This window comes from Telluribacter humicola, from assembly GCF_017355935.1.
In the GTDB taxonomy this organism is placed as follows: domain Bacteria; phylum Bacteroidota; class Bacteroidia; order Cytophagales; family Spirosomataceae; genus Telluribacter; species Telluribacter humicola.
Window position 1 is genome coordinate 864,826 of sequence record NZ_JAFIQT010000002.1, and the last position, 16,581, is coordinate 881,406.

At 50.4% G+C, this 16,581-nt stretch carries 20 protein-coding genes; 5 read left to right on the forward strand and 15 right to left on the reverse strand.

The genetic code is table 11. The features are described 5' to 3' along the window. Window positions 1-301 precede the first annotated feature (301 nt). The 6 genes from JUB14_RS14760 to JUB14_RS14785 form a co-directional block, all read right to left on the reverse strand. Window positions 302-823, reverse strand: coding sequence for a hypothetical protein (locus JUB14_RS14760; protein WP_207507064.1), 522 nt, complete (start codon window positions 821-823; stop codon window positions 302-304). Between the two features lie 237 nt (window positions 824-1,060). Next, window positions 1,061-2,437 (reverse strand): DUF4942 domain-containing protein, encoded by a 1,377-nt coding sequence (locus tag JUB14_RS14765; protein ID WP_207507065.1) that lies wholly within the window; start codon window positions 2,435-2,437, stop codon window positions 1,061-1,063. An 86-nt stretch (window positions 2,438-2,523) separates the two neighbouring features. Next, window positions 2,524-2,844, reverse strand: coding sequence for a hypothetical protein (locus JUB14_RS14770; RefSeq protein WP_207507066.1), 321 nt, complete (start codon window positions 2,842-2,844; stop codon window positions 2,524-2,526). A 62-nt stretch (window positions 2,845-2,906) separates the two neighbouring features. After that, entirely contained in the window at window positions 2,907-3,635 is a 729-nt protein-coding gene (locus tag JUB14_RS14775) for a hypothetical protein (RefSeq protein ID WP_207507067.1), read from the reverse strand. Window positions 3,636-3,680: 45 nt separating this feature from the next. After that, window positions 3,681-3,917 (reverse strand): hypothetical protein, encoded by a 237-nt coding sequence (locus JUB14_RS14780; protein WP_207507068.1) that lies wholly within the window; start codon window positions 3,915-3,917, stop codon window positions 3,681-3,683. A 19-nt stretch (window positions 3,918-3,936) separates the two neighbouring features. After that, the gene (locus JUB14_RS14785; RefSeq protein WP_207507069.1) at window positions 3,937-4,140 is read right to left on the reverse strand and encodes a hypothetical protein; all 204 of its coding nucleotides are present in this window, start codon (window positions 4,138-4,140) and stop codon (window positions 3,937-3,939) included. Between the two features lie 47 nt (window positions 4,141-4,187). On the opposite strand from JUB14_RS14785, the gene JUB14_RS14790 reads away from it, so the two are divergent. Then, window positions 4,188-4,433: a hypothetical protein gene (locus JUB14_RS14790; protein WP_207507070.1), complete on the forward strand. Its 246-nt coding sequence runs from the start codon at window positions 4,188-4,190 to the stop codon at window positions 4,431-4,433. A 13-nt stretch (window positions 4,434-4,446) separates the two neighbouring features. Here the strand turns inward: JUB14_RS14790 and JUB14_RS14795 are convergent, their stop codons facing one another. Both JUB14_RS14795 and JUB14_RS14800 read right to left on the reverse strand, forming a co-directional pair. Then, window positions 4,447-4,701 carry a hypothetical protein gene (locus tag JUB14_RS14795; RefSeq protein WP_207507071.1) on the reverse strand — a complete coding sequence of 85 codons (255 nt, stop codon included), beginning with the start codon at window positions 4,699-4,701 and terminating at the stop codon, window positions 4,447-4,449. A gap of 129 nt (window positions 4,702-4,830) precedes the next feature. Then, complete coding sequence (locus JUB14_RS14800; protein WP_207507072.1) at window positions 4,831-5,403, reverse strand: helix-turn-helix domain-containing protein; 573 nt, start codon at window positions 5,401-5,403, stop codon at window positions 4,831-4,833. Between the two features lie 142 nt (window positions 5,404-5,545). On the opposite strand from JUB14_RS14800, the gene JUB14_RS14805 reads away from it, so the two are divergent. Together JUB14_RS14805 and JUB14_RS14810 are read left to right on the forward strand one after the other, a co-directional pair. After that, window positions 5,546-6,394 (forward strand): XRE family transcriptional regulator, encoded by an 849-nt coding sequence (locus tag JUB14_RS14805; RefSeq protein ID WP_207507073.1) that lies wholly within the window; start codon window positions 5,546-5,548, stop codon window positions 6,392-6,394. Between the two features lie 9 nt (window positions 6,395-6,403). Beyond that, complete coding sequence (locus tag JUB14_RS14810) at window positions 6,404-7,765, forward strand: site-specific integrase (protein ID WP_207507074.1); 1,362 nt, start codon at window positions 6,404-6,406, stop codon at window positions 7,763-7,765. A gap of 389 nt (window positions 7,766-8,154) precedes the next feature. Here JUB14_RS14810 and JUB14_RS14815 read toward each other — a convergent pair whose 3' ends face one another. Together JUB14_RS14815 and JUB14_RS14820 are read right to left on the reverse strand one after the other, a co-directional pair. Continuing rightward, entirely contained in the window at window positions 8,155-9,714 is a 1,560-nt protein-coding gene (locus tag JUB14_RS14815) for an arylsulfatase (protein ID WP_229367842.1), read from the reverse strand. Window positions 9,715-9,789: 75 nt separating this feature from the next. Continuing rightward, window positions 9,790-10,686: a LysR family transcriptional regulator gene (locus tag JUB14_RS14820; protein ID WP_207507075.1), complete on the reverse strand. Its 897-nt coding sequence runs from the start codon at window positions 10,684-10,686 to the stop codon at window positions 9,790-9,792. A gap of 91 nt (window positions 10,687-10,777) precedes the next feature. Between JUB14_RS14820 and JUB14_RS14825 the strand changes: the two genes are divergently transcribed. Together JUB14_RS14825 and JUB14_RS14830 are read left to right on the forward strand one after the other, a co-directional pair. Then, window positions 10,778-11,287: an ester cyclase gene (locus tag JUB14_RS14825; protein WP_207507076.1), complete on the forward strand. Its 510-nt coding sequence runs from the start codon at window positions 10,778-10,780 to the stop codon at window positions 11,285-11,287. Window positions 11,288-11,371: 84 nt separating this feature from the next. Continuing rightward, window positions 11,372-12,760, forward strand: a complete 1,389-nt coding sequence (locus tag JUB14_RS14830) for an aldehyde dehydrogenase (protein WP_207507077.1) — start codon at window positions 11,372-11,374, stop codon at window positions 12,758-12,760. Window positions 12,761-12,818: 58 nt separating this feature from the next. On the opposite strand, the gene JUB14_RS14835 is transcribed toward JUB14_RS14830, so the two are convergent. The 5 genes from JUB14_RS14835 to JUB14_RS14855 form a co-directional block, all read right to left on the reverse strand. Then, on the reverse strand, window positions 12,819-13,166 hold the full coding sequence (locus JUB14_RS14835) for an acyl-CoA thioesterase (RefSeq protein WP_310586150.1): 348 nt from the start codon (window positions 13,164-13,166) through the stop codon (window positions 12,819-12,821). A gap of 237 nt (window positions 13,167-13,403) precedes the next feature. Continuing rightward, complete coding sequence (locus JUB14_RS14840) at window positions 13,404-14,213, reverse strand: sugar phosphate isomerase/epimerase family protein (protein ID WP_207507078.1); 810 nt, start codon at window positions 14,211-14,213, stop codon at window positions 13,404-13,406. A gap of 6 nt (window positions 14,214-14,219) precedes the next feature. Continuing rightward, window positions 14,220-15,251 carry a zinc-binding alcohol dehydrogenase family protein gene (locus JUB14_RS14845; protein WP_207507079.1) on the reverse strand — a complete coding sequence of 344 codons (1,032 nt, stop codon included), beginning with the start codon at window positions 15,249-15,251 and terminating at the stop codon, window positions 14,220-14,222. A gap of 13 nt (window positions 15,252-15,264) precedes the next feature. Then, a complete protein-coding gene (locus JUB14_RS14850; RefSeq protein ID WP_207507080.1) occupies window positions 15,265-16,200 on the reverse strand; it encodes an aldo/keto reductase in 936 nt (311 codons plus the stop codon). 31 nt (window positions 16,201-16,231) lie between these two features. After that, a complete protein-coding gene (locus tag JUB14_RS14855) occupies window positions 16,232-16,579 on the reverse strand; it encodes an L-rhamnose mutarotase (RefSeq protein WP_207507081.1) in 348 nt (115 codons plus the stop codon). Between the last annotated feature and the right edge of the window lie 2 nt (window positions 16,580-16,581).

Below are 16,581 nucleotides of genomic sequence, written 5' to 3' on the forward strand. Positions count from 1 at the left end.
ATATATATGTATTGTTTAACTTCAGGATATTGCTGACAAGGATCAGTTGTCTAATGTGGGATAAATTGCCTTGATAAGTGCTTCTTTGAAAATATGCTGCTTCTCTGCTGTAAGATTTAGCTTATAGAGAGTCCTGCCATCAGATATTTGTCTTACCTCGCCTTGGAGTGCTTCAATTTCAACGAAGGGGTGTAATACAGGAACAGACTCCGGGGTAATACACATATAGGTATTGTACTCCGGAGGCGGTCCCTGTTTCGTGATCGTGAATGAGAAGTGGTTTAGAGGTTGCTCCATAAGGCTAAATCTTTGAATTGATGTTGACGACATTAGTGCGGCCGCCGCTGCGGTCGTTAAGACGGTTGGCTTTCTTTCTGGCAGCCTTCCAGGTAGCTGCTCTGACTTCGATACCATCCACAACAAACGTTCGGAAGCCTTTGGGTTCGGGAGGTATCACTACGGGTAGTACCATCTCCGTGGTGTAACCCCTCTTCCTTATCGTTTGCTTTACTTCATCCGGGAATAGAGATACGGGAGGCGGAGGCGGCTCCAACTGCCTTGCCAGCTCCTTAAATTCCTGATCTGACAAGGAGGCAAACTCATCCCATGATATGACAGGGGTAAAAGAATCGCGATTCATCGTACGGATCTCTTCCATTCGCTCCTCGTTCAACTTATCCAGCTCCACCCGGGCAGGGTCTATAATGATCAGCTGTGGACAATGCACCCTGGCCAGTTCAAGAGCTTTTGCCGCTTCAATAGCCTGGGCTGTTAGCGTAGTGAAGCTGGGGCCAACGTAGCCAATAATGAGACTATCTTTCATGTGTTACCCTCTATAAGAACTTTCGTTTGAACCATACCTGCACTTCTAACCCGAAAAAGCATATTTTATAACAGAAGCTTTCGGGTCCGAACCAATATTCTTGTACTCCAATAATTACCCAGGTACAAGGACGAGAGTAACGTCTTTCACGCCATCGATTCAGGAAGGAGGTTCTATCGTAGCTTACTTTTGTTTTGCTCATTGGGTTTGGGCATATACTTTATTTCTTGTAGTCATTCAAGCAGCTTTCCAACTTACACTTTCAGGAAGGGGGTACCCTTTGATCCTGGCAATGTGTTGATTAAACAAGGCCCACACATCCAGATCCAGAAATTGAAAATGCATCGTACCTTTCTTAAAGCCCTTGATCCGAAAGAAGCCCCATTCATACCACTTGCCGTATTCAAATACCCTGTACCGGCGGGTACTTTCGTTAGGGGCCAGAGGTAGCTCCTCGTGCAGATAAGCGTTTAGCCTACCTATATGGGTGTAGTTTCGACCGGTGATGTAACATAAAGCTTTTACCAAGTCTTCCACCAGATCGGTATTGTGAGAGCTGATACTTAGGGTCATACCACCATGGTAAGCAGGAGCTACCATATAAGGCAGGATGAACTTTTCGCCCATCAGGTAGTGGCTATTGGTTTTCCAGCCTTCTACGTTATAGCGATTATCATGGTGGTACTGGGTCAGGCGGTCAAAGACATCAATCAATGCCTTATCCATGCGCTGACTATGCGTGCCGGCTATTAGTTGCATCATCTTGTAGATATTCCGCATGGTAAAGGGAACTTTGGTCTGATGCTCTACAAAGCGGTTGATGTCATCCCGAAGCCGCTTGGTTACGAACTTCTCCATATCCATCTTGCGGAAGATCCACTCCCAGGCTTTATTCTGCAGGCCCCGCCGGAACTCCTCCCGGCTGCGGTCTTTTTCGCCCTCCCGGCAGGTGAATGTTAACTTTTCAATACCAAACTCTCCAACCAGGCTATTCATTGATACGGCATTGTCTATTACCTGATCATAGAGGCGTAGGGCATTGACGTATCGCTGTACTACCTCCCTGACCGCATTGTAGGGCAATAGGCCGTTCCCTTCCGGAAGCTCATCGTCGGCTTCATCCGAGAAATACCCATCAAAATTGTCGGCAGAGGCGGGCTTATAGAGATTGATCAGCGCCACCTGCACATCGGTGGTACGTTCGGCCTGAGCAAAACAATTACCAAGGCTGATGCGGGTGCCGTAGTTGCGGAGTAGCGCGGTCAACTGTCTGCGTCCCTGTGTATGGTCTCTGTCCAATGTGTTCGCATTGCATAGAGCTACAATGTGACACCCATCCGGCGCAATCTCCCAGGCGTGCAGGATATGCTTATCGGCATTGGAAAAGGGGGGGTTCATGTAGATGGCATGAATGTGGCTGATCTGTTCGGATCGCAATCCAAGGAAGTCGTACGCAAGAAAGGTGGCCTTACTGGCGGCAATTTCGGCCAGCTCTGGATGCATTTCACAACACAAGACCGTAGCTCCCTGTGCTTTCAGGGCGTCTACCAGGTCTCCTTTGCCCGCAGAAGGCTCTAATATGGTTTTCCCGTATATGTCATTTGTGCCAATCATGTGAGCAATAACTTCAGGAGGAGTTGGGTAAAAATCGGGTGAAAACATAGTACTCATATTTTAATTTGACTTGTCTTCCTTGTTACTCATGAGTAGGTGACAGGAGGAACGTTGAGTGATTTGGCATTTCGCCAGTGGGTGATTTCCATGCCGAGGTAGTGCTTTGAGTCGACGTGCCAGGATTTATGTCTGTGATCCCAATGACCCGTAGACCAATGGTACTCTCCCCCAATGCCATGCTGAGCGAATAGCAGGAGTACCCGGCAGGAAAGCTCTGGTAGCTGGGCTACGGGTGTCCATTCGTTGGGAGGGGGTATGCTCTTATTTTCCGCTGCTGTATGGTCTGGTACCATAGCTGGTTTAGGGGCATTAGGCACTCCTAGTATATCACATTGTAATGCGTCCATAGTATAAGATGTAAGCGGGCCCCAAAGTGGAGCCCGCTGTTTAGTTGTTGAGAAGTGATATTTTAGGCCGCTCCCTGGCTATCAGGGGATGATGTGCCAAGTGCTGAATCGTACGTATTATGGTAATCTTCCAGGGTTTCTATCGCATTGTAGAAGGTCCGGGAAATGAGCTTGTGTTTGGCCCCACTGGTCAGGGTCTCACTGCGATATACCCGATGATCACGGGCGTACTCCCGGTACTCCCGCACCTTATGCGCCGGTGCAGTCTCGTAGGAGAAGCGGGCAATGAACCAAGACTTCGTAGGATCGGCCTTGCTGAATACCTTCTCCGGCCGTACTGTAACTGTTACATCACATAGTGTCTGCCGCTCGTACAGAATCGGCTCCATCATACGATATAGCTCGTTGACTGAAGTGTTATTGAACATGATGGACGATACACAATCCTCGTCATCTATAAAGAATATCTCCGCCCATAATTCGCGAACCGTACGGCCAAATAACTGATCTTCGAAGATCCGGTAGGCAATAGGCAAAAATGAGAAGCTGGTTAATGTACGGCCCTTCTCATCAGTCAGGATACGATCACCGTACAGGTTGAACTGGCCGCTCTGTCCGTTGAAGCGATACTCTCGCGGACGACCTTCAAAGTACAGGTACTTATCCATGACAAGCATTTCACCCGATTCCTCATCGGATCTGACAATCTGATAAGATTTGTGCTCGACCTCAATTTTTTCCGGTTGGGTCTGTATGGTGATTTCCTGGGTTTTTTCTTTCTGATTTTCCATAAGTGCTGAGTGTATAAAGTGAATGAATGATAATGTAGTAGTGCCCTATTCGTAGCGGATGGCCTGTTGCAACCTGTTTTCCCATTCGCTCAGACTGTTATCCAGCTCCTCTTTCATCTCCCCCAGGCTGTGGGTTTCAAACTCATATTCCTCCCGGACATGCCGCAGCAGGTAGGTGATACGCAGGACCGTGTTTTTGTCACATTGGGGCAATATTTTGGGTGGGGCGGGAAGGGCAATAGCTTCCCTGGCCTCCATGGGGAGGTCTATAACTGCTGACATAAAATTGTGTGGTTAAAGATTATTCTGAATAGTATTCCGTCAGGGCATAATCTCCTTTCGTATCGTAGAGATCAATGCCTCCCTGCTGTAAGGCCTGATAATGGAGCTGCTGCTGCTGGTAGGCCGCTTCACTACGTCGGCAAATACCCAGGGGACAGCTGCAGTCATCGCAGGGCCGTGGTCTGTCGGGTGGGAGGCTTGGCGTTAGGTTGCTGCTGTTCATGACTTGCTGAATAGTTGCAGAGCAGGACGTAAATAGTCCAGACACCGGTGCCAACGGACAATAAGAATACGAAGGCCAGGAAACGAAACAGGGCGGCGATATCGCTGGAACGTGTATTTGGCTTGATCATAACAAATACAGATGAGGATAAGGATAACAAGCAGCAGCATAACACTGAGAATACCTCGGGCGGGAAGTGGGAACGGATGGACCCAGATACCGACGAGTACACGGGAGAGCAGGTAAGCCGATCCTGCACTAAGCAGGATCAGGCCAGTTCGTTCGGCGGATGATAGATTCATCGGCCTAGTTATGAGAGATTGTTGGAGTCAGCGTTGGAAGGCCAAGGAGCTGGCAGGCACTACGCTCAGCGGCCAGAAAGTCCTCTTCGGTGCAGGGTTCGCAATGAAGGGCTTCTATCATAGCCTGATTATACTTGGTCCGCTCGATGGAGGGATTGAAGTCGTAGATACAGACGATCTTGACGAAGTCGCCGTCCCGCTTGAAGTACTGGCCCTTTCCCTGGGATACCATGTAGTTGATTTTGTTGCCGTTTTTCATGATCTTTGTCTATTAATTTTGATTTGAATTAAACAGCCCGGGGGTCTTGCTCTCGGGCTGTTTTGTCATACTTGACTTATCAAAATTAATACAATATCTAATATAAAAAAATAAAACAGATAATTTTTTTCAGTTAGAGAGCGCGGTCATGACGCGCTCGTTGATCACCTCGGGCTTGAAGTGCTTCGACTCCAGATATTTAATAAGGCTGTTGATGTTGTAAGCTACTCGCCGTCCCACCATCCGGAATTCCAGCTCTCCCGCGTCTTTCTTCCTGTGTAGCGTGATTTGGCTGCAATTCAGGATCGCAGACGCCTTCTTCGTATTGACCCACTGGTGAGCAGCCAGCTGACTCTTCATCAGGATCTCCAGTTGTCCTTTCAGAAGATTCACTTCTTCTTTCAAGATATTAAAATCATTGAGGGGGACAACCTGAAAGGCGGTCTGATTATAGGTATTATTTATCTGGTTGGTCTGTCGGATGCGATCAGCCTCCAGTCGTTCCAGGGCGGACAGGATCGCATTTTCGGTTGAAGTATGGGCTTTGTTACCATTGCAGTAGTTTAACAGCGTTTGGTAGCACCTCAAGCCCGCTTCCTTCGAAACTCGCTCATATCCAAAGACTTTCACTCTTTCTTTTACGCTGGACCGGGGGACGGTTAGCGCATTTTTTGGGGAGCTTTGTTGATTTGCATTTGCCATAAGTCTATTGATTTATACCGCCCACAGGCGAAAACTATTGCGTTATCAAAGTTTTTAGTACCTTTTCTAAGGGTATATCTATTCTTGTACTAGCAAAATTAACCTAAATTATCATAAAATATATAAACTTATAAAAATTGATATGACAGATAGCAATGTGGTCCGGGCGGCCAAGCTCAAACGGTATATCGATCAGTATGCTGATGGCAAGCAAACTGTTTTTGCTGAGCTAGTTGGAATTATTCCCGCCAACCTCTCCATGATGCTATCCGGCAAGCGTCCCATCAGTAACAGGATGTGGCAGCGTATCCATACCAAGCTGGGATTCACGGACGAAACATTGCCCGAAGACCTTAGGGCCGCCACGAGTGGTATGCTGTCGCCAGATCTGCACGAGGGGGATCAGTTAAGGAAATACCTGGAAAGCCACGGGATACCTCAGAAAGAGCTGGCTGAAAAGCTGGGGGTTAGTACTGTTTCGGTCAACAGCTATATGAAGACCAAGCGCTTTCGGGCCGATGCCTTAAAACGAATTCTGGAGGCCCTGGGCGTAACCGAAGATATTATAATGAACAAACGCCAGGGGGGAGGCAATTATGTAGCCAATTTTGTACCGCTGGTCAAGGTGGGGCAGCGCCGTAACCCGGACTGGGATAAGATGGGGCGCGTCGATCTGGGGAACCGGCCGGTACCCAAGAATTCCATCCTGGTCGAGATTGGCAATGATTACATGCAGCCGGCTCTGTTGCCGGGCTGGCAGGTGATCGCCGCCGAAGTGCCCGAGGAGCGGTGGAAGTACACCACGGGTCTGGTGGTCGTACACTTTGCGGGTGAAATTGTGGTCCGTAGGATTCGGAAGAACGAACTGGTTACCCAGGGCTGGTTGACACTCGAATGTGATGATCAGGATGGGCCTACGGTCAGTGTTGTAAAGGAAGATATTCAAAAGATCTGGACGATTGAGTCAATATTCTACGGACCTCCAAAGTAAAAGCAGCCTATGGCAGTGAGTGTGAAAGCTGAATTGAATAGCAAACCCAATTCAGATGGTACCTATTCGGTGATGATTCGCTATACCGCCCAGCGTAAGCACAAGCGGGAGGGTACCGTCATCAGACTATCCAAACAGAAGTACTTCAACCCGAAGGCGGCGTTTGATAAGGCCAACTGGATCAGTGCATCCTGTCCGCAGGCAACGGCATTTAACCTGACGCTCAAAAACAGGATTGAAGCCATTTACAAAGTGGTGGAGGGGTTGCAGAAGGAGAACGGTGATCTGACGGTGGAGCAGATTCAGGCTGAACTAAAACGCCAGGCGGAACCCTTACTACCTGCGCCCTCATCAACTAACAAACCAACCGCTGATACCTGCTACCTGGCCTTCTTTGAGCAGGAGGTAGAACGTATCAGGAAGGAAAAACCCCGGCACGCCGAAAACTTTGATGCTACGCTGGCGAAGTTTAAAGAATTTCTTGGGTTGCAAACTATCGGCTTTACGGAAATTACTGTGAAGCTGGTAAAGGACTACGAGAGCTGGGAGCGGACGGTCAAGGGCAATAAGCAGAGTACAGTCAATAAATCTCTGGAAAGGCTCACCAGGATATTCAATGAAGCCTTGAATGAGGAGCTGATCGATATGCGGAATCCCTTTGAGCGGGTCAAGCGCAAGAAGGAGAATAAACCCAATCGCCGAAAACTAACCTATGAGGAAATAGAGCGCATTGCCGCCCTGGAACTGGACCCTACCCAGAAGCGGTACCACGCCCGGAATGTCTTTCTGCTTCAGTTCTACGTACACGGCATGCGGATCGGGGATTGTCTTATGTTGAAAGTAGGTGATTTTTATAGGGATGCCGATGGGCGCCTGCAGATGAGGTATACCATGGAAAAAACCGATGCCGGGATAAGAGGGTTGTTACTGGTGGAGGAGGCAGTGCGGATTCTTGAGCCCTACCTGGATGGGAAGAAGAAGGATCAGTTTGTGTTTCCGTACTTATCAGACGACAAGGACTTTTCGGATAAGTATTTTCTGGAATCCCAGATTGAGTCAAAGACCTATCTGATCAACCGGGATTTGAAGGAGATAGCCAAGAGTGCCAAACTGGATGACCCCAGCAATATATCCAGCCACGTGGCGCGGCACTCTTTTGCGGAGCTGGCCCGTAAGTCGGGAGCCAGTATTTATGATATCAGCAAGGGGCTTCGGCATGGTAGTATCAAAATTACGGAAACCTACCTATCTTCGTTTGATGATGAGGCGGTAAATAGTTTGAATAGTGTCTACCGGAAGCGGCAGAATGGCAGTGATCCATCTGACAAGAAGGTATCGGAGGCAACTGAAACTTTACTGAAACATGACTGAAACTTGGGCCTCAACTGAAACATGACTGAAACATTTGCGATAAGTGGTGATACTATAAGAATGATCAGAATTAAGCAAGTGTGGCAATTATTTATAAATCCTGATAACAAGAGAAAGAAATAGATTATCAAGGTTGTAATACTGTCGGGATCACTTGTAAATCAACCACTTACGTATTAAAGCGTGAGTGGTTTTTTCTTTTGGTGCAAACTCAAAGTGAATATAGATTCAAAAGGAATGTTGAGAGGAGGCAATTAAGTATTATAAAGCCTCGATTAATAGGCATAATCGCCGGGGGGGACTGACAAGTAGTAGATAGATTGTATCGCTTTTATTCAAATCTATATCAGGCTACAAGTTTTTTAATTTAAATCATCCCTCACCCCTTCTCATTCACTCACTCCCACGCGGCTAGCCCAGGCCGTGTACTGCTTAAGTAGTTCCTGCACCTTTTGGGGCATAGTACCTGCCAGATCGTGCAACTCCGAGCGGTCTTTGGATAGATCGTACAGCTCCCATTTCTTACCCTCTTTGGACCATACCATCTTCCAGTTACCTTGCCGGATAGCCCGGCTGTCGAAGTGCTCCCAGGCTATGTACTCATGGGAAGGACGGACCTTGCCTTGCAGGATCGGTATCAGACTTTTGCCTTCCGCAGGTTTGATGGTGTGGCCATTGTAGGTGGTCGGGTAGCTGGCCCCGGCCAGTTCCAGACAGGTAGGCATGATATCCATGATGTGCCCCGCCTGATCGGTCTGAAAAGCTTTTTTTACCATTTTAGGGTAGTGCACAATCATGGGAGTGGATATTCCCCCCTCGTGCGTGTAGCTCTTGTACAGCCGGAACGGCACGTTGCCCAGGTTAGCCCACTCTTTTCCGTAAGCTACATAAGAGCCTTTCTCGCCCGGTGTGGTGACCAACGAGCGTTCGTAGGCCTCCTCACCCAGATCACGTTTGGCCCGTCCGTCCAGTTCTTCGGCACAAGCGCCGTTATCCGACAGGAACATGATCAGCGTATTGTCCAGTTGACCGGTCGCTTTCAATTTGGCTACAATCTCTCCGATACCCTTGTCCATACGGGTAACCATGGCGGCGTAAGCTGTCATTTTCTGGTCCCACTCGTCCTTATCTGGCGCCGTTTCCCAGGCCGGGATAGCTGGATCACGTTCTGAAAGCACCGAATTGGCGGGAAGCAGTCCCATCTTCTTCTGTCGCTGGTGGCGCTCCTCCCGTAGTTTGTCCCATCCTTTGAGGTACTTGCCCCGGTACTTCGCCATCTCTTCATCGGGTGCGTGTAGCGGCCAGTGGGGAGCCGTGTAGGCTACGTACATGAAAAAAGGTTTGCCCGCAGCGGCGTCAATATAGTCTACGGCTTTTTGGGAGATGGCATCGGTGAAGTAAAATCCTTCGGGTATTTCGTAGGGCTCGTTGCCTTCGAGGATCAGTCTTCCCGGCAGCAGGCGGTAGTAGCTGTTGGCTCCGCTAATGAGGCCAAAGTACTTATCGAAACCCCGCTGTAGGGGCCAGTCAGGCCGCTCTTCGCCCACGTGCCATTTACCTGACATATAGGTCTGATAGCCGGCTTGCTTAAGTACTTCGGCTATTGTGACGGTGTTACGGCTCAGCCAGCCTTGGTTGGGTGTTTCAGGATCACGGTTTTTGATGGCCGAGGTAACTACCATGCGACCCATACCTGCCTGGTGAGGGTACACGCCCGTAAGTAGTGAGGCCCGGCTGGGGCAGCAGCGAGCGGCGTTGTAAAACTGGGTGAACTTTACGCCTTTGGCGGCCAGTGCATCCAGATTTGGTGTGTGAATTTCGGAGCCGTAACATCCAATGTCGCTGTACCCAAGATCATCCGCCATAATGACGATGATATTTGGCTTTTGAGCTTTGGCAATAAGAGCCAGGTATATCAGTAAAATGGTTAGTACTGATTTTGTCTTCATTATAACCTTAATTTTTAGATTTGCCTATCTGTTCCAGCCTCCTCAAAGACGATAAAGAATATGAGGGTACTGTTGCTACTCATACTGTCCGGGAGTAGATACTGGTTTTAGATGTAGCTTCAACTTGTTTAAAGCCGGATTGGGATTCTCTTTGCGGGTGAGCATTAGCAAGGGCACTGTTTCGGTAGCATCTTCGAGTGGTATATAGGCAAGATTAAGGTTGTATCCTCTCTGAGTATGCTGGGGTAGCAGTGAGACACCAAAGCCACTTTCGACCAGTCTCAATACCGAGTTTAGCTGCGAGGCATGATGTAGGATCTGTGGTGAAAACCCTGCCTTGGTACATAAGGCCACAAAGCTGTCAAATATAGTAGGGCCACATTCGCGGCTAAAGGTGATAAACTTCTCCTGTTGTAACTCACTAACGCTAATTGTTTCTTTCTCAGCCAATGTGTGATGAGCGGGCAGTACCGCTACAAAAGACTCGCTCAGGATCAGATCCTCCTGCAGGTTGTCGGTAGGTAGCCAGGTCCGGACGAAGGCGGCATCGAGCGTTCCGTTATTCAATTCATGCAGCAAGTTCTGGTTGGGGTATTCTTCAAAATGGAGTTGTACATCGGGATTACTTCGGGAAAAATCTGCTAACTGAGTAGGTAATGGACTGTGCATAACGGCTCCTACGTACCCGACCCTGATGCTACCCCGGAGGGCCTGTCCGTGTGTGGCCAGGCGTTTCTTCAGGGTTTGCATCTGCTGTACCATCTGTTTGGCATCTTTCAGTAGGTCGGCTCCGGCAGGAGTCAGTTTGACACTTCGCTTGGTTCGTTCAAAAAGTACCACGCCCAGGTCAGACTCTATCTGCTGGATCATCCGGGTAAGGGGTGGTTGTGAAATGTGCAGGCGATCGGCGGCCCGGCCAAAATGTAATTCCTCTGCCAGCACTAGGAAGTAGCTAAGGTGTCGCAGGTCCATATTATACCTTTTTGGTATTAGTATTTGACAAAAATAGTATTTCCGGTATTAGTGGCAACCTTTTTCCTTTGTGGTAAAATGAGTCATAGCCATGAAGAAAATCTTAATCATCATTCTACTAATGAACAACGTAGCTACCATAGCACAGGATGCTGGGCACCTGAAAGTGTCACCTTCAAACAAAGAAATAGTAAGGGCTTTTCTGGAAGAGGTACGTTCCGGTAAAGGGCCCGAAGGCGCTCCCTTATTTATGGCGGAGCGGGTAATCGCTCACCAGCTCAATGCTGAAAATGAAGTAGTGGTTGAGCGAACGCCGCAAAACTATGCTAACCACGTGCGGGAATTCCTGGTGATTTACGGTGCTTTCACTTTTGAGATTACCGAACTCTTAGCCGATGGGGACAAAGTATACGCCCGTTGGAAGCAGACTGGTAATCATCTAACTACACTGGATGGCTATGAGCCGACGGGTAAGCCACTGGTTGAAATTGCCAGTGCTACGTATAGGTTAGTAGGGGGTAAGATTGTCGAATACTGGATTCAGGTAGACCGGTATGGTATGGAGGAACAGCTAAAGCGACAGGCGGTGAGCAAAAGGTGAATAGCGCTTCTTCTAACATTTAGAATTTATGGAGGTTGTAACAGGACATAGTCATGTCTGTTCCGGCAAAACGAAAGATTCAAGATGGTAGCTAACTCAACGTATTCCGCCATATTTACTGCGCAGAAGCAGTTTTTTGAAAGTGGGGCCACCCGGTCTTACAGTTTCAGGAAAAAGCAGCTTAAGAAGCTCAAGCAGGCGGTAGAAGTGTATGAGGACCGCATTACGCAGGCGCTGTACGACGATCTGCACAAAGCTTCGGCCGAGGCGTACGCTACCGAAATAGGCTTTCTTCACGAGGAAATCAACTACACTCTTAATCACCTGAAGGATTGGATGCGGCCAGATAAGGTCAGGACTCCGCTGGTGGCTCAGCCTTCCAAAAGCCGGATCTATCATGACCCGCTGGGGCTCACTCTTATTATCGCGCCCTGGAACTACCCCTTTCAGCTCCTGTTTAGTCCATTGGTTGGTGCTATTGCTGGGGGGAACTGCGCCATCCTGAAACCATCCGAAGAGGTACCTCAAACGGCACTGGTTGCGGAAGCTCTCGTGAAGGAGTTCTTCCCGGAGGAGTACATTGCTGTTGTGCAGGGACAGGGTCACGTGGTGGTACCTAAACTGATGGATCATTTCGCCTTTGACCATGTATTCTTTACCGGAAGTGTACCGGTAGGTAAGATTATCATGGCCGCGGCCGCCAAACACCTGACACCGGTTACCCTGGAGTTGGGCGGAAAGAGTCCCTGCATCATTGATGAAACCGCTGATCTGGAAAAGGCGGCCAGCCGGATTGCCTGGGGTAAATTTGTGAATGCGGGTCAGACCTGCGTGGCCCCGGATTATGTACTGGTCCATCACTCGAAAAAGGAGGAATTTGTCCAGAACGTGGCCGAAGCCATCCGGAAGTTTTACGGTGACGATCCCTCCATAAGTCCGGATTATCCAAGGATGGTCAATAAGAAGCGCTTTGATGCGGTAGTGAAGTACCTCAGCCAGGGCAGGATACTACTGGGTGGTCAGGCTAAGGAGGAAGAAAAGTACATCGCTCCCACTTTGCTTGATGAAGTTTCCCCGGATGATCCAATCATGCAGGAGGAGATATTTGGCCCCGTACTACCCATATTAACCTTTGATAAGCTCCAAGAAGTCCCCGCCATCGTTGGCAAAAATCCCTACCCGCTGGCGCTATACTTCTTCAGCGATGACAACAGGAATCAGGACTACATCCTGAATACGATTCGCTTCGGAGGAGGTTGTATCAACGATGTTCTCATGCACCTGGGCAACCCTGCTATTCCCTTTGGCGGGATTGGTACCAGTGGCTTCGGTGCCTACCATGGTAAGTACAGCTTTGACACTTTTACCCACGCCAAGGGTATTCTCAAAACCACCACGCTACTTGACATCCCGTTCCGCTATCCTCCCTATACCGAAAAGAAAGAGAAGTACATGAAGATGTTCATGAAGTAAACAGCCCAGGCGGCTTGTTGAGGGACGTATGCCTTAAAGGTTAAAAGAGTAATTGGTGCTACTGAGCTTTACCCGGTACATCGGTTTGCTTGTAGTCTTCACTCTTTGGTAGGTCGAGCAGGCGGGCCACTATATCCTTAGGCGGGGTAGTTAGCTTTCTTTTGGTCAGATCCAGCCAGGCTCCATCTACGTTGACGATGGCCGCTTTTACCCCATCGGAGCGGTACAGCTCGTGCCGGAACGACCAGCGTGAGGCATCAGGGGTAGATTGGGTCAGAGTCGTTTTGACGGAGATGGTTTCGTTCAGTACTACTTCCCGCATATAGATCAACTCCTCTCTGAACAGAATGGGACCTAGCTGAAGAGAGGTGAAGGTTTTGTGGTCAAGACCTATCTGATTCAGGATTTAAACGCGCGCGTGAGCGGCAATATCTGCATAGGCCGAATGACGCAAATGCATGTTTCCATCAATCTGAGCCCAGATGATTGTAGTTTGAAAAGTTTCTAATTCCATAAGTTGATATCCTCACTCAAAACTACACGAAGTCGCCTTAACGTCCTAAGATTCTTCTGTTCATCTGCGGTCATGACTTCTGTTCAGCGTGATGATATAGGGCTATGCACTACTGGAACTTGATCCTGGTTAGTATACAAAGTGAAGGCGGAAAGACGCTATAGTTTTCCGGGCGGCCTCGTCGGGAGTAGGCCAGGGAAAAGCCTCCGCTGACACATAGCCGTCATACCCGATAGCCCGTAGGGCCTCCATCACAGGAGGTACCTCCGTATGTCCGGTGCCCATGGGACCGCGGTGGCTATCGGCGTAGTGGACGTGCCCGATCAGCGACCCGGCTTCCCGGATGCTGTCGGCTAAGGAAGTTTCCTCGATGTTCATGTGAAACAAGTCGGCCAGCAGGCGGACGTTGCGACTGCCCAGGCCGTTAAGAAACCTGGCCCCCTCACCCAGACGGTTGATAAGATTGGTTTCGTAACGGTTGAGGGGCTCGTAGATCAGGGGTACTTCCTGCGATTCAGCATAGCTACCCAAGTGATTCAACCCTTGGGCCAGCCATTCCAACGCCTGCTCCCGATTGACATCCACCGGCACGTTGCCCTGCATGGAACCTATGATGGCCGGTGCCCCGAGTTGGGCGCCGAAATGGATCATCTCCTGTATAAAGCCGGTCGCTTTTTGCCGCACATGCGGGTCTGGATCAGTAAGCGTGAGCCCTTGTAGTACCTTACCGGCTCCGGTACCCACGGCGGCAATCTGCAGCCCATACGTCATACACAGCTTGTTGATCTGCTCTGCATCGAGGGGCGACGGAGTAAATAGCTCCACGGCCGGGAAGCCCAGTTCAGCGGCTTTCTGCATACTGGTTTCCAGGTCGTCCCAGTAGATCCAGGGGCCTTTCCGGATCTGGGGGACCAGTGCAATGGTTACGGCAGGTTTCATATAGGGTTAATTTTCCTGGAGGTCTAACATCATTTTGATAATCGGGCCGGGCTGTGCCGACCACTCTGCCAGAGCCGCTCCGGCCTCATCCAGCGTGACCGTTCGGCTGATCACCTCACTGACCGGGAATTTTCCCGCTTCCAGGTACTGGATTACCTCTGGGAATTCGCCCAGGCAGTTGCGAGAGCCCAATATTTCTATTTCTTTTCGAACGAAAGTACCCGTAGCATACTCCACCGGCTGCTTGGCGTACCCGATGTACACCACCCGGCCGGTATAGGCCACGGCGTCCACGGCGGCCCTGTAGGTAGCGGCCTGTCCCACCGCCTCAATGATGACATCCGGGCCATCACCACCGGTTAGGTTACGAAGTTCGGTCTGCAGGTCGGAGGTAGAGGCATTAATTGTATGATGAGCTCCTGCCTTGCGGGCAATGGTCAGCTTGTCGTCGTCAATATCTATGGCAATCACGGTCGCTCCTTTATAGGCCGACGCAGCCAGCGCCCCCATGCCTACAATACCACAACCCATCACGGCTACCGTATCATCGGCCGTAACGCGCCCCCGGTTAGCTGCGTGAAAGCCTACTGTCAGGGGTTCCACCAGTGCCAGCTCCCGCAGGCTTAGTTTGTCAGAAGAGTGCAGTTTGTGCCAGGGAACTGTGATGTAGTGCGTCATGGCTCCCGGACGACGTACCCCCATGGTCTTATTGTCCTGGCAGGCGTTGGTGCGGCCTTTGCGGCACGATAGACACACGCCGCAGTTTTGATAAGGATTGACCGTGACCCTGAGGCCCGGCTGGAAGTCGGAAGGTACACCCGGTCCCACCGCCTCGATGGTAGCCCCGATCTCGTGACCCAGTATGTTGGGGTACTCCTGCAATTCGAACAGTCCCCGGTACCCGTTCAGGTCGCCTCCGCAGAAGCCCACCTGGCTTACCCGGAGCAAGGCTTCTCCTTCGCCCGGAACGGGTACCTCTATGGTTCTTACTTCGGTCAGGCCGGGCTCAACCAGTACAAATGCCTGCTGTTGGTTCATATCAGGGTAGGGATTAGGAGAGGTTGTTTTCGGGCTTGCCCTCGTACCACATTTGATTTTTGACGGGAGCGATCGTTCCCATTAGTGCTTCCAGTAACCCATCTGGAATCCTAAAATCCAGAACCCGGAGGTTTTGGGCTACATAGTCGGGTTCGGCCATTCCCACAATCGTGGTGGCGATGCTGGGGTGGTCAAGGGCATAGCGCAAGGCTACATCGCTCAGAGCTACACCGTGTTCCCGACACAGCTCCAGCAGCCGGGGACGGATGGCCTTCACCGCCGGAGGCGACTGTTGCCAGGCCGGAACGGGCGCGTCGGACAGGATGCGCTGCATGAGCGGAGCCGCGTTGAGCAGCCCAAAGCCCCGCTGCCGCGACAGGGGCACCAGTTCGTCGTTGATCTGGTCGTTGAGCAGGGTGTAGTGCCCCCACGATAGTACCGTATCCACCTCCACCAGACAGGCAATGTCGGCCAGGTAGCGTACCGGCAGGCCCGAAAAGCCCACGTAGCGGGCTTTGCCCTGCTCCTTCACCCGCAGGGCGGCCGGTATGGCTTCGTTGAGTACTTGCTCCCGGTCGCCAAACTCAATATCGTGTACCTGGTAGAGGTCTACGTAGTCGGTCTGCAGGCGCGCCAGTGATTCATCAATACTGCTCAGTACCCTTTTGGCCGAAAAATCAAAGCTACCGTCCCCGTAGCGGCAGCACTTGGTAGCCAGGTACACGTCCTTTCGCTTACCTTTCAGAGCTTTGCCGAGGCGGGTTTCGGCCAGGGTATCACCGTAGAAGGGGGCTACATCAAAGAAATTGATGCCCCCATCCAGGGCGGTATGCACGGCGCGGGCGCCTTCGTGCTCGTCGGTCGTGCCGAATACATCTCCGAGGGGAGAGGCCCCATACCCCAGGATTGATACCCGCATGTCCGTTTGGCCCAACTGTCTGTATTCCATAGTATCGGTTCGTCGTTAGAATATTCTATGCTTAGGATTCCTGTGCGGGAAACTGAAATACCCGCTCCATCAGGACCCACTTCTCACCCTCTTTGGCGCCGGGTACCGGCTTCTGAAATTGCCACATCAGCTCTTCCCATTCCTTAGATATGGGATGCTGATGGACCTGCTCCATGCGTTCAAAGCTGAACGTATCTTCCACATCAATGATCATAAACATCCGGGTACCGAAGCGATAGATTTCCATACTCACAACTCCAGACTCCCTCAGTAGGGTTTGCAGCTCCGGCCAGTGGTTTTCGGGAGCGTGGTGCCAGATGTACTTTTCAATCAGAGCGGGATCATCCACCAGATCCAGGGCGCGGCAGTAGCGTTTCATAA

Bases quoted from the DNA above. Each gene is read 5' to 3' on its own strand.
- JUB14_RS14760 (WP_207507064.1), bottom strand. From the start codon at position 823: ATGAAAGATAGTCTCATTATTGGCTACGTTGGCCCCAGCTTCACTACG.
- JUB14_RS14815 (WP_229367842.1), bottom strand. From the start codon at position 9,714: ATGAAGACAAAATCAGTACTAACCATTTTACTGATATACCTGGCTCTT.
- JUB14_RS14825 (WP_207507076.1), top strand. From the start codon at position 10,778: ATGAAGAAAATCTTAATCATCATTCTACTAATGAACAACGTAGCTACC.
- JUB14_RS14785 (WP_207507069.1), bottom strand. From the start codon at position 4,140: ATGAACAGCAGCAACCTAACGCCAAGCCTCCCACCCGACAGACCACGG.
- JUB14_RS14820 (WP_207507075.1), bottom strand. From the start codon at position 10,686: ATGGACCTGCGACACCTTAGCTACTTCCTAGTGCTGGCAGAGGAATTA.
- JUB14_RS14800 (WP_207507072.1), bottom strand. From the start codon at position 5,403: ATGGCAAATGCAAATCAACAAAGCTCCCCAAAAAATGCGCTAACCGTC.
- JUB14_RS14810 (WP_207507074.1), top strand. From the start codon at position 6,404: ATGGCAGTGAGTGTGAAAGCTGAATTGAATAGCAAACCCAATTCAGAT.
- JUB14_RS14765 (WP_207507065.1), bottom strand. From the start codon at position 2,437: ATGATTGGCACAAATGACATATACGGGAAAACCATATTAGAGCCTTCT.
- JUB14_RS14855 (WP_207507081.1), bottom strand. From the start codon at position 16,579: ATGAAACGCTACTGCCGCGCCCTGGATCTGGTGGATGATCCCGCTCTG.
- JUB14_RS14775 (WP_207507067.1), bottom strand. From the start codon at position 3,635: ATGGAAAATCAGAAAGAAAAAACCCAGGAAATCACCATACAGACCCAA.
- JUB14_RS14780 (WP_207507068.1), bottom strand. From the start codon at position 3,917: ATGTCAGCAGTTATAGACCTCCCCATGGAGGCCAGGGAAGCTATTGCC.
- JUB14_RS14840 (WP_207507078.1), bottom strand. From the start codon at position 14,213: ATGAAACCTGCCGTAACCATTGCACTGGTCCCCCAGATCCGGAAAGGC.
- JUB14_RS14830 (WP_207507077.1), top strand. From the start codon at position 11,372: ATGGTAGCTAACTCAACGTATTCCGCCATATTTACTGCGCAGAAGCAG.
- JUB14_RS14850 (WP_207507080.1), bottom strand. From the start codon at position 16,200: ATGGAATACAGACAGTTGGGCCAAACGGACATGCGGGTATCAATCCTG.
- JUB14_RS14770 (WP_207507066.1), bottom strand. From the start codon at position 2,844: ATGGACGCATTACAATGTGATATACTAGGAGTGCCTAATGCCCCTAAA.
- JUB14_RS14845 (WP_207507079.1), bottom strand. From the start codon at position 15,251: ATGAACCAACAGCAGGCATTTGTACTGGTTGAGCCCGGCCTGACCGAA.
- JUB14_RS14795 (WP_207507071.1), bottom strand. From the start codon at position 4,701: ATGAAAAACGGCAACAAAATCAACTACATGGTATCCCAGGGAAAGGGC.
- JUB14_RS14805 (WP_207507073.1), top strand. From the start codon at position 5,546: ATGACAGATAGCAATGTGGTCCGGGCGGCCAAGCTCAAACGGTATATC.